The sequence below is a fragment of the Variovorax sp. F042 genome, from assembly GCF_057814215.1.
Window position 1 is genome coordinate 555,684 of record NZ_JBVASX010000001.1, and the last position, 13,097, is coordinate 568,780.

The window sequence follows — 13,097 nt, forward strand, 5'->3', positions numbered from 1 at the left end:
ACCACCCATCAAACTAGTTATCTGACTAGTTTAACAGGTGAGGAATCCGCTTACTTGCGCAGCCCCTGCAGCTTGGCAAAAGCACTCGCCATCTGCCCCGCCGGCTGCGGCGAGTTGTCGCGCCGGCCTTGTTGCTGCTGGCCGCGCCCCGCTCCTTCGAAGCGGTTGTCGCGCGGGCCGTCGCGGCGCGCGGGCGCCGCATCGAGCTTCATCGACAGGCCGATGCGCTTGCGCGCCACATCCACTTCCATCACCTTGACCTTGACGATGTCGCCGGTCTTGACGACTTCGCGTGCGTCGTTGACGAACTTGTGGCTCAGCTGGCTCACGTGAACCAGGCCGTCCTGGTGCACGCCGAGGTCGACGAAGGCGCCGAACTGGGCCACGTTGCTCACGGTGCCTTCGAGGATCATGCCCTCGACCAGGTCCTTGATGTCGTCCACGCCGTCGTTGAAGCGAGCCACCTTGAAGTCGGGGCGCGGGTCGCGGCCCGGCTTTTCAAGTTCGCCCAGGATGTCCTTGACCGTGATGACGCCGAACTTCTCGTTGGCGAACAGTTCGGGCTTCAGCGTCTTGAGCATGTCGGCGCGGCCCATGAGTTCGGCGATGGGCTTGCCGGTCTTCACGATGATCTGCTCGACCAGCGGATAGGTTTCGGGGTGCACGCCGGTGATGTCCAGCGGGTCGGCGCCGTCGCGGATGCGCAGGAAGCCTGCGCTCTGCTCGAAGGCCTTGGGGCCGAAGCCGGTCACGTCTAGCAGCTGCTTGCGGGTGGAAAACGCGCCGTTGGCTTCACGCCAGCGCACCACCGCCTTGGCCACGCTGGCCGACAGGCCCGAGACGCGGCTGAGCAGCGGCACGCTGGCGGTATTCAGGTCGACGCCCACCGAGTTCACGCAGTCTTCGACCACAGCCTGCAGCGTGCGCGCAAGTTCGCTCTGGTTCACGTCGTGCTGGTACTGGCCCACGCCGATGCTCTTGGGGTCGATCTTCACGAGTTCGGCCAGTGGATCTTGCAGTCGGCGTGCAATGGAGGCGGCGCCGCGCAGGCTCACGTCGACATCGGGCATTTCCTGCGAGGCGAATTCGCTGGCCGAGTACACGGAAGCGCCGGCTTCGCTGACGACGACCTTGTCGACCTTCATTTCGGGCGCGCCGGCTTGGGCGGCCATCTTGGCCAGCAGCTTGATGAGGTCGGCAGCCAGCTTGTCGGTTTCGCGGCTTGCTGTGCCGTTGCCGATGGCGATGAGGTTCACGCCGTGCTTGGCGCACAGCTTGCCCAGCGTGTGCAGCGAGCCTTCCCAGTCCTTGCGCGGCTCGTGGGGGAACACAGTGGCGGTTTCGACCAGCTTGCCGGTGGAGTCGACCACGGCCACCTTCACGCCGGTGCGGATGCCCGGGTCCAGGCCCATCACGACGCGCGGGCCGGCGGGCGCGGCCAGCAGCAGGTCGCGCAGGTTGTCGGCGAACACCTTGATCGCGACCTTCTCGGCGTCTTCGCGCAGGCGGGTGAACAGGTCGCGCTCGGTCGACAGCGCCAGCTTGACGCGCCAGGTCCAGGCCACGCACTTGCGGATCAGGTCGTCCGACGGACGAGCCGCATGGCTCCAGCCCAGGTGCAGCGCGATGCGGCCTTCGGCGATGCTGGGCTTGCCCGGTTCGGGCTCCACGGGCAGCACCAGCTTGGCATCGAGGATGTCGAGCGCGCGGCCGCGGAACACAGCCAGGGCACGGTGCGAGGGCACGCGGCCGATGGGCTCGTCGTACTCGAAGTAGTCGCGGAACTTGGCGATGTCGGCGTTGTTCTCGTCCTTGCCGGCCATCAGGCTGGACTTGAGCAGACCCTCGGCCCAGAGCCATTCGCGCAGCCCCTGCACCAGTGCAGCGTCTTCGGCCCAGCGCTCGGAAAGAATGTCGCGCACACCGTCGAGAACGAGCGGTACGGTGGAGAAATCGGGGCCCGGCTTGCCGTCGTCCAGCGTGGTGGCGGGCTGCAGGAAGGCCTTGGCTTCGACGGCCGGGTCGAGCGTCGGGTCGGCCAGCAGCTTGTCGGCCAGCGGCTCGATGCCGAATTCGCGAGCGATCTGGCCCTTGGTGCGGCGCTTTTGCTTGAACGGCAGGTACAGGTCTTCGAGTTCCTGCTTGGTCGGCGCGAATTCGATCGCGGCGCGCAGCTCGGGGGTCAGCTTGCCCTGCTCGTCGATGGCCTTGAGCACCGCCACGCGGCGGTCTTCGAGTTCGCGCAGGTAGGAAAGACGCGCTTCCAGTTCACGCAGCTGGGTGTCGTCGAGGCCGTCGGTGGCTTCCTTGCGGTAGCGGGCGATGAATGGAACCGTGGCGCCTCCGTCGAGCAGTTCGACGGCGGCCTTCACCTGGTTCTCGCCGACCTTGATTTCGGCGGCGAGCTGGCGAATGATTTTCTGCATGTCTTGAGCGCGTCCCTGGCAAAGCGCGGGAGTTTGCCATAGGCGCGGATGGCGTCCGTCCGGGCGGCCCGGCGGGCGTGTTACAGCATGCTTTCCGCTTCGGCCCGGGTGCCGGCTGGCGCCTGCGCCTGGCTTGGAACCACCAGCAGCACGCTCAGCCCGCGCGGCGCGGCATTTTCGATTGTCAGCTCGCCGCCGATGGCGTCGGCCCGGGAGCGCATGCTGCGCAGGCCCTTGCCCGCATCGGTGAAAGACGCGCTTCGCGAACCCAGCCCGCGGCCGTCGTCGCGCACCTCCAGCATCAGCAATCCCCGGTCGCGAAGGCCCAAGCGCAGTTCGACGCGGGTCGCCTGCGCATGCCGCAGCGCATTGGACATGGCTTCCTGCGCCACCCGGCAGATCTGCATCGCGGTTTCCGGCGGCACCCAGCGGGTGTGGGCCTCGCTGGCGATGTGCCATTCGAGCCCGATGCCGAGCCGGTCGAACGCGGGCTGCAGCCGGTAGCGCACGTGGGCCAGTCGCTCGACGACGGTGGCGGAAGTCTGGTCGTCGAGGTCGTCGACCGTCATCTGGAGTTCGAGCAGGCAGTCCTGCAGGGCCATCGACAGGCTACCGGGCCCGGCGGACCGGGGGTCCTGGCTGGCCAGCAGCGCCACCAGCCGGGAGCCCACGCCGTCATGCAGATCGTTGGCGATGCGCCGTCGCTCGGCGACCACCGCCTGCGACGGCCGATGGTCTGCGGCACGGCGCCGGAAGGCAAGAAAACAGACGCTCGCGATGAGCGCGGCAAGCACCGCCACGTTCAGCGCCTGCAGCGCCCAGAAGGCGAACGGCATGCCATCCGCCGTCACGCCGATGGCCGAAGTGGCCCGAATGACCTGCGCGGTCACGGGCGTCAGGTGCAGCGCACCCGCCAGGCCGGCCCACATCAGCAGCCTCCGGCGCGAGACGCGCGTGCGCAGCCACGTCAACAGCACGCACCACGAGCCGATCGACAGCCACACGAACTGGTCTTCCAGGAAGTGCGGTAAAGAAAGGGCCTGCGGCGCCAGCATGGCATGGGCTACAGAAGCCCCCGGTGGGAGGCAAAGCTCACGGCCTGCGCGCGGGTGTGGGCGTGCAGCTTGCGGTAGATGTTCTTGACGTGCGCGTTAACCGTCTGGGCGCTGATGGTGAGCTGCAGCGCGATTTCCTCGGTAACGTAGCCCGTCGCTACAAGTCGTAACACTTCGCGCTCCCGCGCGGATAACGTCGCCTTGGTGTCCGGCGGACGCACCGGATTGACGTTGGAGCGCTTGTGATCGAGGTGCACGAGCAGCCGGCGCGCCAGCCGCGGGGTGATGGCGGCCCCACCGTTCACCACCTGCAGCACGGCCTGGGCATAGCTCTGGAACCAGGCGTTCTTGACCAGGTAGCCGGAAGCGCCGAGTTCGAAGGCATGCAGCACCTGGGGTTCGTCCTCGAGCGCCGAGATGACGATGATTTCCGCCGCGCTGCGATGCCGCTTGGCCTCTTCGATGAGCTCGAATCCGCTGCCGTCGCCCAGGCGGATGTCGACCATGAGCACGTCGAACTCATGCTGCAGCAGCAATCGTCGGCCTTCGCGCAGCGTGCCGGCTTGCCCTTCGAGTTGAATGCGCAGGTCTCCCAGCAATTCCTGGGCTATGACGCGACGCACGAAGGGGTCGTCGTCCACCAGCAGGACGCGCACGGGTTTGGTCTGTTGCCCGGTTAGGAAATCAGGCCACGGGAGAGTGTCGGCGGACGGCGAGAGAAGCCCGCCGAACTGGCCGGGATTGGCGTATTGCTTACCCCCGCTGCCCACATCTGTCAATGAAATGTCGAGATCGCTTTCCATTCCAGCCCCTTTGTGACACATAGCACATCTTGTTCGTGACCAAAAGTTAATTCATTTCTACTCAAATTTTTGGTTTCAGTTTTTTTGATTACTTTGGTTGCATTTTGTTTCCATTAGTCAACAATGTCCATCGAAAGTTGTAGTTTTTCTCTCGGACATTGCATCGGGGGGCCCTCCACCCGCGGCCCCCGAAACGGTGCAAAACACACCTTTCGCCATAGCCTTGCTCTACCCAGCACAGGGCATTTTTCGCTGGTTCCTCGACGCAGAAACTGCACCTCGGTCGTGACGGAAGCATTTCAAGCAGTGCCACTGACCGTTAGCTGATGGCCGGATCGATCCGGCAATCGGGTTCGTTTCAACAACTTTCGAGGAAGCATCATGAAGAAGACACTCATCGCGATCGCAGTGGTTCTGGTTGGAAGCGTTGCCTCGGCAACCAGCACCACGGCCCTCGCCGCCACCAGTACGACGACCGGCTCTTCCAGTTCCGCCGGATCCGTTGCAGCCAGCTCGGGCACGGGCAGTGCACTGAGCTACAACGCGGCCAATTCCAGCTCGTCGGCCAGCGCCAACGCTGCCGGCGGCGCAGTCAGCTTTCCGGGTCTGCGCATCGGTGGCGCAACGGCAGGCGGCTCGGCGACCACGCAAGGCCGCGTGACCAGCGTGGCTGCAACGACAGGCAATGGCGCCGCAGCGGGCGCTGCCAATGCCTCGGCCAATGCAGGCGCGACCGCCAATGCCAACTACAGCGCGGGCGGCCCCAACTCCGTGAGCGGCAGCGCAGGCGGAACCGCTGGCTCCACGACCAACAACACGGCCGCAACGGCCGCGGGTCCTGGCGGCGGTCTGGCCGTGGTAACGCGCACCTCCGGCACGACGTCGAGCTTCAATGCCTCGTCGGGCGCCGTCAACGGCTTCGTCAACGGCACGACCACCTCGGCGACGGCGGGCTCGACCGGCGGCTCCTTCGGCGTGACCAACCTCAGCTTCGGCAATGCCGCCGGCTTCAGCAATGGTGGCGGTACCGGCGGCCTGGCTGGCTCCGGCGCAACTGCATCGGCTCCCTGAGCCGTTCTCGCACCGGTTGTTGCACTCAGAAATGGGGAGGGGCTAGCCCCTCCCCGGCTTCCAAAGGAGTTGAGAACATGAAAAAACTTATTGTCCTGACCTTGCTGGGCTTGTCCGCGGGCGCCATGGCGCAGACCACGGCGGGCGGTGCCAACAACCAGTCATCGAGCTCAGCCACCACCTCGGCCCAGGGCAACACCCAGGCCGTGAACTTCAACACCAACACCCCTGCAGACACCCGGGCGACGCTGAACCAGAACGTCAACAACACGGGCGCCACGACGAGCACCGTCGACTACCGGGGCAGCTACACGATCAAGAACGTGCCGTCGGTCAACGGCCCGAACCTGACGACGAGCAACGACACCTGCATGGGCAGCACGAGCGCAAGCGCGAACGGACCGGGCGTCGGACTCAGCTTCGGCACCACCTGGACGGACGAGCACTGCAAGCGCCTGAAGATGAGCCGCGAACTCTGGAACAAGGGCATGAAGGCAGCCTCGCTCGCCATGGACTGCATGGACCCCGCGGCCCTGGCTGCGCTGGAGATGACGGGCACGAAATGCCCGCAGTCGATGACAGCGGACGAGCGCGTGACCGCCTACGGTCCGCAGGCGTCGGCAAGCGGCGCGCTCCCGGCACCGGCGCGCCCGGTGGCTGCGGCTGCGCCAGTGGCGCCCGTCGCAGTGGTACCGGCGGCGACGCCACCAGTGCCCATCGCCGAAGTCACGCCCCCCGCGCAGCCGGTGGCCACGGCCCAGGACGAGCCTCCGGCGGCGGTGTCGATGCCCGTTGCCAGCGCTACGGTGACGGCAATGGATCCGGGCGAAGTGGCTGCCATCCGCGCGGCACGGCCGACCGGCGACGTTGCATCCGCATCGATGGCAGTCCGGCAATGACCGCGCGGAGCCTGACATGACCAGGACCGTAATCCTCTGGCTGGCGGCCTGCTGCACGGCGACAGTCGCGGCTGCAGCGGCCGCGCCCTCGCCGCCGGTGCTGCGCATCGAGCGGATGAACATGGGCAGCGGCTTGCAGAACGCACGGGGCACCGAGAACGCCGAGCCGGTCGGCACTCTGGGCGTGTGGCACGTGCCGCAATACCTGCCGGGCTTTCCGACAGCCGCGACGATCTGGCCGCGCGTGATCATCCTGCAGTGCGCGAGCGACCTGTGCTCCGGCTACGAGATCACTCCCGAAATGGGACGCGGCGAATACCTCTTCTTCGTACCGGAGAAGAAATAAACAGCGCAGGCCCGCGCGGCCGGGCGGCCGCGGGCTTGCGCTGCCTTACCCTTCGCGGATGACATTCCTCGCGCGCGTCCTGCGCGTCCTGCGCGTCTTGCGTGCCCTGCTCCGCGCCGTTGGCACCGCGCTCATCGTTCCCCTGCTGCTCTTCGAGGAGTGGGGCTGGGAGCCACTGGCTGCGCTGGCGGCACGGCTGTCCCGCCTTCCCTTCTGGGCCGCGCTTGAAGACCGGCTGCGCCGGCTGCCGCCCTGGGGCGCGGTGCTGGCCTTCTTCGTGCCCGTATTGCTGCTGCTTCCGGTGAAGGTGCTGGCTCTCTTTCTCTTCAGCCGCGGCCATGCAGCCACGGGCCTCACCGTGCTCGTGCTGGCCAAGCTGGCGGGCACGGCCGTCGTCGCGCGGATCTTCCAGCTGGTCGAAGGGCCGCTGATGCGCATTCCGTGGTTCGCCCGCTGGTATCCCAGGTGGAAGGCCTGGAAGGACCATGTGCTCACCATCGTTCGCCAGAGCCGCCCGTGGCGCCTGGTGCGGGCGCTGAACCGGCGCATTTCGCGGGGCTGGCGGCGGTTCAGGGAAGGTTGAGTTGGTTCATTTTTACCCGGGTATATTGTCATTTCAATTTAACCCGGGTAATATTTGATGCATGAACCTCTCTGAAGAAACCCGGCGCGCCCTCACCCGCCATTACAAGGAAACCCCGCGCCCGGCCGGCGTCTTCGTCATCCGAAACAAGCTGAGCGGCCGCGTCTATGTGGCCGGCAGCCTCGACGTCGAAGGCGCGATGAACCGCGCGCGCTTCGAGCTGAACATGCCCGCTCACCGCAACAAGGCGCTCCAGCAAGACTGGAACGCGCACGGCGCCGGTCATTTCACCTTCGAAGTGATCGACCGGATCAAGGAACGCGAAGACCCCGATTTCGATCGCAAGGCCGAACTCGGCAGGCTCCTGCCGCTCTGGCAAGAAGAGCTTCAATGCTTCGGCCCGAACGGCTACAACACGGCATGAGCGCCCACGCAACGTACGGCGGCGAGATGCCGCACGCCGAAGCGCTTCAGCGAGTAGATTACGCACCTCGTTTCGCTTGGCACCCCCAGGAACAAAACACCCGAATGTCATCTGACACCCCACCCACCACCCTGACCGTGTTCTTCGGCTTCCAGCGCATCGCACAGGGCAGCAAGGCCGAAGTGCTCGACCAGCTGCGCCGCCGCGACGACCCCGGGCCGTACCTTGTTTTCGACGACCAGACCGGCACGCAACTCGACCTCGACCTGCGCGAGTTGCTGCCTGAATTGCGCGATCACGAAGCCGAGCACCGCGACGATGCCCCGCGCGGCGTTGGCCGGCCCAAGCTCGGCGTGGTCGCACGCGAAGTCACGCTGCTGCCGCGCCACTGGGACTGGCTCGGACGCCAGCCCGGCGGCGCCTCGGTCGCGCTGCGCAAGCTGGTCGACGACGCCCGCCGCGTGAACGCCGAGCGCGACACCGTGCGCGCCGCGCACGAAGCCACCTACCGCTTCATGACCGCCATCGCGGGCAACCTGCCCGGCTTCGAGGAAGCCACCCGCGCACTGTTCGCCGGCGAGGAGCAACGCTTCGGCAACCTGATCGAGCCCTGGCCCGCCGACGTGCGCGCCCATTTGCAGAAACTGTCGGCCGCAGGCTGGCCTCCCCAATGAGAACAACCCCCGAGACAACCGGCGCCGGCAGCGGCGCCGACGCTAGCGGCCTGCAAGGCGTGCCCGTGGCGCCAGTCAATGCGCCGCGTCCGCTGTGGAAGGTCTTTCTCTTCTTCCTCGCGCCGATGTTGCTCAGCAACATCCTCCAATCGCTCTCGGGCACGCTCAACAACGTGTACGTGGGGCAGATGCTTGGCGTGGGCGCGCTGGCCGCCGTGTCGAGCTTCTTTCCGGTGATGTTCTTCTTCATCGCCTTCATCATCGGCCTGGGCGCCGGCGCTTCGGTGTTGATCGGCCAAGCCTGGGGCGCGCGCGACGTTGCCAAGGCCAAGGCCGTGGCCGGCACCACGCTCACCGTCGGCGTGCTGATGGGCCTGGTGATCGCGGTGTTCGGCGGCGCGTTCACCACGCCGATGCTGGCCGCGCTGGGCACGCCGCCCGACGTGCTGGCCGACTCCACGCGCTACGCCCGCATCATGCTGATCGCAATGCCTGGCGTGTTCGTGTTCCTGCTGGCCACCGCAATGCTGCGCGGCGTAGGCGACACCGTCACGCCGCTTCTCACGTTGGTGATCTCGACGCTCATCGGGCTGGTGGTTACCCCCGCGCTCATTCGCGGCTGGGGCGGTCTTCCGCAGCTTGGCGTGGCGAGCGGCGCGTGGGCGTCGGTGCTGTCCTTCATCGTGGCGACCACGTGGCTCGGCTTCCGGCTGCGCCAGAAAAAGAGCCCGCTCGCGCCTGACGCGGCGTTCATGCGCAACCTGCGTATCCAGCCGCAATTGCTGAAGGCCGTACTGCGCATCGGCGTGCCCACGGGCGTGCAGATGATCGTCGTGGCGCTGGCCGAGGTGGTGCTGCTTTCTATGGTCAACGGCTACGGCTCGAATGCCACGGCCGCCTACGGCGCGGTGAACCAGGTGGTGGCGTACGTGCAGTTCCCGGCAATCTCCATTGCCATCACCGCGTCGATCCTCGGCGCGCAGGCCATCGGTGCGGGCCGCGCCAACCGGCTCGGCGCGATCGCGAAGACGGCGCTGCTGATGAACCTGGTGCTGACCGGCGGGCTCGTGCTGCTGGGCTACCTGTTCTCGCGGCCGCTCATGGGCTTTTTCATTACCAGCGCGCCGGTGATCGAAATCGCCCAGACGCTGCTGCACATCATGCTGTGGAGCCTGGTGATCTTCGGCATGGCCGCTGCGCTGTCGGGGATCATGCGCGCCAGCGGCTCGGTGCTGGTGCCCACGCTGATTTCCATCGTCTGCATCCTCGGCGTGGAAGTGCCGGTGGCCTGGGTCATGAGCCACCGCATCGGGCTCGACGGGATCTGGATCGCCTACCCCGTGACCTTCGGCGCGATGCTGCTGCTGCAGACCGCGTACTACCAGCTGGTGTGGCGCAAGAAGGCAATCCACCGGCTGGTGTAGCCGCTACACCTTGGCCGGGGCGACGGCAGATCACTCCCCGTCGAAGGCTTTCTGCGCCGCGGCGAGATCGAGCTTGACCATCTTCATCATCGCCTCCATCGCGCGGGCGGCCTTGGCCGGGTCCTTGTCCTGGAACATGCGGATCATGGCCGTGGGCGCAATTTGCCACGACACGCCGTAGCGGTCGGTGAGCCAGCCGCACTGCACCGGCTCGCCGCCGCCTTCGAGCAGCTTGTCCCAGTAGTTGTCGACCTCGGCCTGCGTCTCGCACTTCACGAACATCGAGATGGCCGGGTTGAACTTGTACTGAGGCCCGCCGTTGAGCACCATGAACTCCTGCCCTTCGAGCTCGAAGGTCGCGGTGAGCAGCGAGCCCTTCTTGGCTGGGTTGACGTCGCCCCAGAGCAGCTTGTCGGTCACGCGCGAGTTCGGAAAGATGGAGGTGTAGAACTTCAGCGCGTCTTCGCCGTTGCCGTCGAACCAGAGGCAGGGAACGATCTTCTGCATGGGATCTCCTTTGCTTTGATGATGAACCTTGAGGTTCAGTATCAAAGCGGCAGGAGGCTCTTGTCAACCCGTGCAACGCCTGTCAGTGAGAAGTTGACAGGCTCGTCCTTCCCGGCCGTCAGGCGATGCGGTAGAAGCCCTGGTCGCTGCGCACGCCCGCATTCTTCGTGAACGCAACCGGATCGAAGCCTTCCTCGGCGAACTTCTTCTTCACGAACTCGGCGGCCGAGGCCACGGCCTGCTCGCTCGCCCACTCGACGAGCGTCACCACGTTGAATTCGCCGCTGCCGCCGGTCTGGTCCAGCACGTAGGTGCGCTGGCAGCCCGGCCAGGTGCGCAGCGTCTGCTGGATGCGGTGCATCTGGGCGATGAACTCGGGGCGAGCTTCGGCGGGCACGACAAACTTGTCGATGCGGAAGACGGGACCGGATTGGAGGGGGATGGCATCGTTCGACATGAAGCGGGTTCCTTGATGAGAAAAATGCGCACAGGACCTGCGCGCTGAAAGTTATTCTCAAACCTCAAGCAAAGTTGAGGTCAAGAGTTTTTTCTCCACATGAACGACGCACTGCAAAAGGCCGGCATCTCACCCACGCTCACCGTCGGCGAAGTCGCGCGCCGCAGCGGCGTCACGGTGTCCACCCTGCATTTCTACGAGGCACAGGGCCTGATCGACAGCACCCGCACTGCAGGCAACCAGCGGCGCTATCCGCGCACGGTGCTGCGGCGCGTGGCCTTCGTGCGGGTAGCGCAAAGGGTAGGCATTTCGCTTGCCGACATCGGCACGGCGCTGGCTACCCTCCCCGCATCCGCTGCGCCCAGCCGCGAAGACTGGGCCCGTCTGTCGGCCGCGTGGCGCACCGAGCTGGACGAGCGCATGGCGCAGCTGCAAAAACTGCGCGACACGCTCGACGACTGCATCGGCTGTGGCTGCCTGTCGATCGACCGGTGCAAGCTGCGCAATCCGCTGGACCGGCTGGGCGCCGAGGGCCAGGGGCCGCAACGCCTGCTGGTGAGGCGCGGCGCCTAGAAGCCGTAGAGCGCCGCCGGGTTGTCCACGAGGATGCGCCGCCGCGTGTCATCGCTGGTCGCCCAGGAAAACAGCAGGTCGTACAGCGGCGCGCTTTCGGGCCTGGGGTTGCGCCCCGGGTGCGGCCAGTTGCTGGCCCAGAGGCAGCGCTCGGGAAACTTTTCGGCCAGCGTGCGGGCCAGCAGGCTCACGTCGTCATAGCCGGGTGCGCCGGTCTTCGAGGTTTCGTAGGGCGCCGAAAGCTTGATCCACACGCGCCCCGAATCGAGCACGCGCAGCAGCGACTGGAACGACGGGTGGTCCGGCGCCACCGGCTCCAGGAACTTGCCGTTGTGGTCCAGCACCAGCCGGCACGGCAGGCGCTTGAGCACCGCCTCGTGCTCGGGCATCGTGCGGCCGTCGAGCTGCAGGTTGACCATCCAGTCGGCATTGGCCAGCCGCGCGGCCATTGGTTCGAGCGATGCCCAGCTCAGCACGCCGCCGATCATCATGTAGCGCACGCCGCGCATGCCGCCGGCGTGCAGGCGCGCGATCTCGGCATCGGCCACGTCGGGCGCTACCAGCGCGATGCCGCGCGCTGTATTGCCGAACTGGGCCAGCGCATCGAGCGTGCAGCTGTTGTCGAAGCCATAGCCCGTGGGCTGCACGACCACGGCGCGGTCGATGCCCAGCGGCTGCTGCACCTGCTCGCGGTAAGCCGACACCGGCGAATGCGGCGGCACCCATGCGACGTTCGGAATCAACGGGAAGCGGTCTTCGTAAATGTGGACGTGGCAGTCGCAGGCGCCGGCATAGCGCGCATTCCGGGTTGGTTCCATGGGGCTCTCTTTGCGGGATGTGTGAGTCGGACGTTCAGGCGCGCGCGCCAAAGGCCTGCGCCCAGCGATAGGCCTCGGCCGCGTTCACCGCGCCCTTCGGTGCCCTGCCCTGGAAGATTTCGGCCAGCTGCGACACGGTCTCCATCGCCTGATGCTCGACAGCCGCCGGCGTGAGTCCGCCGATGTGCGGCGTGGCGATCACGCGCGGATGCGCTGCCACGCGCGGCGACGGCATCTGGTCAGGCGCGCGGCCCACGTCCACAGCGCACCCTGCGATCGTGCCGGCATCGAGCGCGGCGAGCAGTGCGTCTTCATCCACCAGATTGCCGCGCGAGGCATTGATGAAGTAGGCATGCGGCCGCATCGCGGCGAAGGTGGTGGCATTCATCATGTCTTCGGTCGCCTCGGTGGCCGCCGCAAGGCAGACAACGAAGTCCGACTGGGCCAGCAACGCGTCGAGCTCCACCTGCGCGAACTCGGCCCGGCCTGTCGCGGTGTACGGATCGTGCACAACGATGCGCATGCCGAGCGCCAGCGCCACGTCGCAGAGGTAGCGGCTGATCTGCCCATAGCCGATGACGCCCAGCGTGCTCCCGCGCAACTCGCGCCCCATCGCCGGCACCACGGGCCGGCCCGCGTGGTAGCCCTCAGCCGAGGCGCTGATGTGCCGACCCAGGTCGATCATCACGCCCACGATCCACTCCGACACCGAGGGAATGAACCCCGCGCTCGCCTGCGTCACCAGCACGCCATGCCGGCTGGCGGACGCCACGTCGATGTTGCGGATGTCGATGGCGCAGCGCACGAAGGCCGTGAGCTGCGGCAACGCGGCGAACAGCGCCTCGTCGCCCACCGTCTGGCGGTAGGAAATGATGGCGTCGCAGTCCCGTGCCAGTTCGGCCAGTTCGCGCGACGAGAGATCGGTGTCCGTAGGGTTGAAGCGCACCTGCGCAATGGCCCGCAAGGCGGCCGTGGCGCGGTCGCCGAAGTAGTGGGCGAGCTTGCTTTGCGGGTGGCTGACGAAAACCGTGGTCATG

The 13,097-nt window shown here is 66.5% G+C and carries 15 protein-coding genes; 8 read left to right on the plus strand and 7 right to left on the minus strand.

Features of this window, described 5'->3' with window-relative positions; genetic code table 11:
- Positions 1 to 50: 50 nt before the first annotated feature.
- The 3 genes from ACZYSP_RS02680 to ACZYSP_RS02690 form a co-directional block, all read right to left on the minus strand.
- The gene (locus tag ACZYSP_RS02680) at positions 51 to 2,426 is read right to left on the minus strand and encodes a Tex family protein (RefSeq protein ID WP_093056817.1); all 2,376 of its coding nucleotides are present in this window, start codon (positions 2,424 to 2,426) and stop codon (positions 51 to 53) included.
- An 80-nt stretch (positions 2,427 to 2,506) separates the two neighbouring features.
- Positions 2,507 to 3,481 carry a sensor histidine kinase gene (locus ACZYSP_RS02685; RefSeq protein ID WP_093074141.1) on the minus strand — a complete coding sequence of 325 codons (975 nt, stop codon included), beginning with the start codon at positions 3,479 to 3,481 and terminating at the stop codon, positions 2,507 to 2,509.
- 8 nt (positions 3,482 to 3,489) lie between these two features.
- Positions 3,490 to 4,284: a LuxR C-terminal-related transcriptional regulator gene (locus ACZYSP_RS02690; RefSeq protein WP_093074139.1), complete on the minus strand. Its 795-nt coding sequence runs from the start codon at positions 4,282 to 4,284 to the stop codon at positions 3,490 to 3,492.
- 381 nt (positions 4,285 to 4,665) lie between these two features.
- Between ACZYSP_RS02690 and ACZYSP_RS02695 the strand changes: the two genes are divergently transcribed.
- The 7 genes from ACZYSP_RS02695 to ACZYSP_RS02725 all read left to right on the plus strand — a co-directional run bounded on the left by ACZYSP_RS02695 (position 4,666) and on the right by ACZYSP_RS02725 (position 9,705).
- Positions 4,666 to 5,355 carry a hypothetical protein gene (locus ACZYSP_RS02695; RefSeq protein WP_093074137.1) on the plus strand — a complete coding sequence of 230 codons (690 nt, stop codon included), beginning with the start codon at positions 4,666 to 4,668 and terminating at the stop codon, positions 5,353 to 5,355.
- Between the two features lie 77 nt (positions 5,356 to 5,432).
- Positions 5,433 to 6,254 (plus strand): hypothetical protein, encoded by an 822-nt coding sequence (locus ACZYSP_RS02700; protein WP_093074135.1) that lies wholly within the window; start codon positions 5,433 to 5,435, stop codon positions 6,252 to 6,254.
- Positions 6,255 to 6,270: 16 nt separating this feature from the next.
- On the plus strand, positions 6,271 to 6,600 hold the full coding sequence (locus tag ACZYSP_RS02705; protein ID WP_093056822.1) for a hypothetical protein: 330 nt from the start codon (positions 6,271 to 6,273) through the stop codon (positions 6,598 to 6,600).
- A gap of 58 nt (positions 6,601 to 6,658) precedes the next feature.
- Entirely contained in the window at positions 6,659 to 7,183 is a 525-nt protein-coding gene (locus tag ACZYSP_RS02710) for a hypothetical protein (protein ID WP_093074133.1), read from the plus strand.
- A 61-nt stretch (positions 7,184 to 7,244) separates the two neighbouring features.
- Complete coding sequence (locus tag ACZYSP_RS02715) at positions 7,245 to 7,607, plus strand: GIY-YIG nuclease family protein (protein WP_093074131.1); 363 nt, start codon at positions 7,245 to 7,247, stop codon at positions 7,605 to 7,607.
- A gap of 104 nt (positions 7,608 to 7,711) precedes the next feature.
- Entirely contained in the window at positions 7,712 to 8,281 is a 570-nt protein-coding gene (locus ACZYSP_RS02720; RefSeq protein ID WP_093056825.1) for a DUF2239 family protein, read from the plus strand.
- Positions 8,278 to 9,705 (plus strand): MATE family efflux transporter, encoded by a 1,428-nt coding sequence (locus ACZYSP_RS02725; protein WP_093056826.1) that lies wholly within the window; start codon positions 8,278 to 8,280, stop codon positions 9,703 to 9,705. Before ACZYSP_RS02720 ends, ACZYSP_RS02725 begins: the two co-directional genes overlap by 4 nt.
- 30 nt (positions 9,706 to 9,735) lie before the next feature.
- Here ACZYSP_RS02725 and ACZYSP_RS02730 read toward each other — a convergent pair whose 3' ends face one another.
- Positions 9,736 to 10,212 carry a VOC family protein gene (locus ACZYSP_RS02730; RefSeq protein WP_093056827.1) on the minus strand — a complete coding sequence of 159 codons (477 nt, stop codon included), beginning with the start codon at positions 10,210 to 10,212 and terminating at the stop codon, positions 9,736 to 9,738.
- A 118-nt stretch (positions 10,213 to 10,330) separates the two neighbouring features.
- Entirely contained in the window at positions 10,331 to 10,669 is a 339-nt protein-coding gene (locus tag ACZYSP_RS02735) for an antibiotic biosynthesis monooxygenase family protein (protein WP_093074129.1), read from the minus strand.
- A 99-nt stretch (positions 10,670 to 10,768) separates the two neighbouring features.
- Between ACZYSP_RS02735 and soxR the strand changes: the two genes are divergently transcribed.
- On the plus strand, positions 10,769 to 11,242 hold the full coding sequence (gene soxR / locus ACZYSP_RS02740; protein ID WP_093074127.1) for a redox-sensitive transcriptional activator SoxR: 474 nt from the start codon (positions 10,769 to 10,771) through the stop codon (positions 11,240 to 11,242).
- Here soxR and ACZYSP_RS02745 read toward each other — a convergent pair.
- Together ACZYSP_RS02745 and ACZYSP_RS02750 are read right to left on the minus strand one after the other, a co-directional pair.
- Positions 11,239 to 12,060, minus strand: coding sequence for an amidohydrolase family protein (locus ACZYSP_RS02745; protein WP_093074125.1), 822 nt, complete (start codon positions 12,058 to 12,060; stop codon positions 11,239 to 11,241). The two genes, soxR and ACZYSP_RS02745, sit on opposite strands and share 4 nt — an antisense overlap.
- A gap of 34 nt (positions 12,061 to 12,094) precedes the next feature.
- On the minus strand, positions 12,095 to 13,096 hold the full coding sequence (locus tag ACZYSP_RS02750) for an NAD(P)-dependent oxidoreductase (protein ID WP_093074123.1): 1,002 nt from the start codon (positions 13,094 to 13,096) through the stop codon (positions 12,095 to 12,097).
- Position 13,097: the final 1 nt, after the last annotated feature.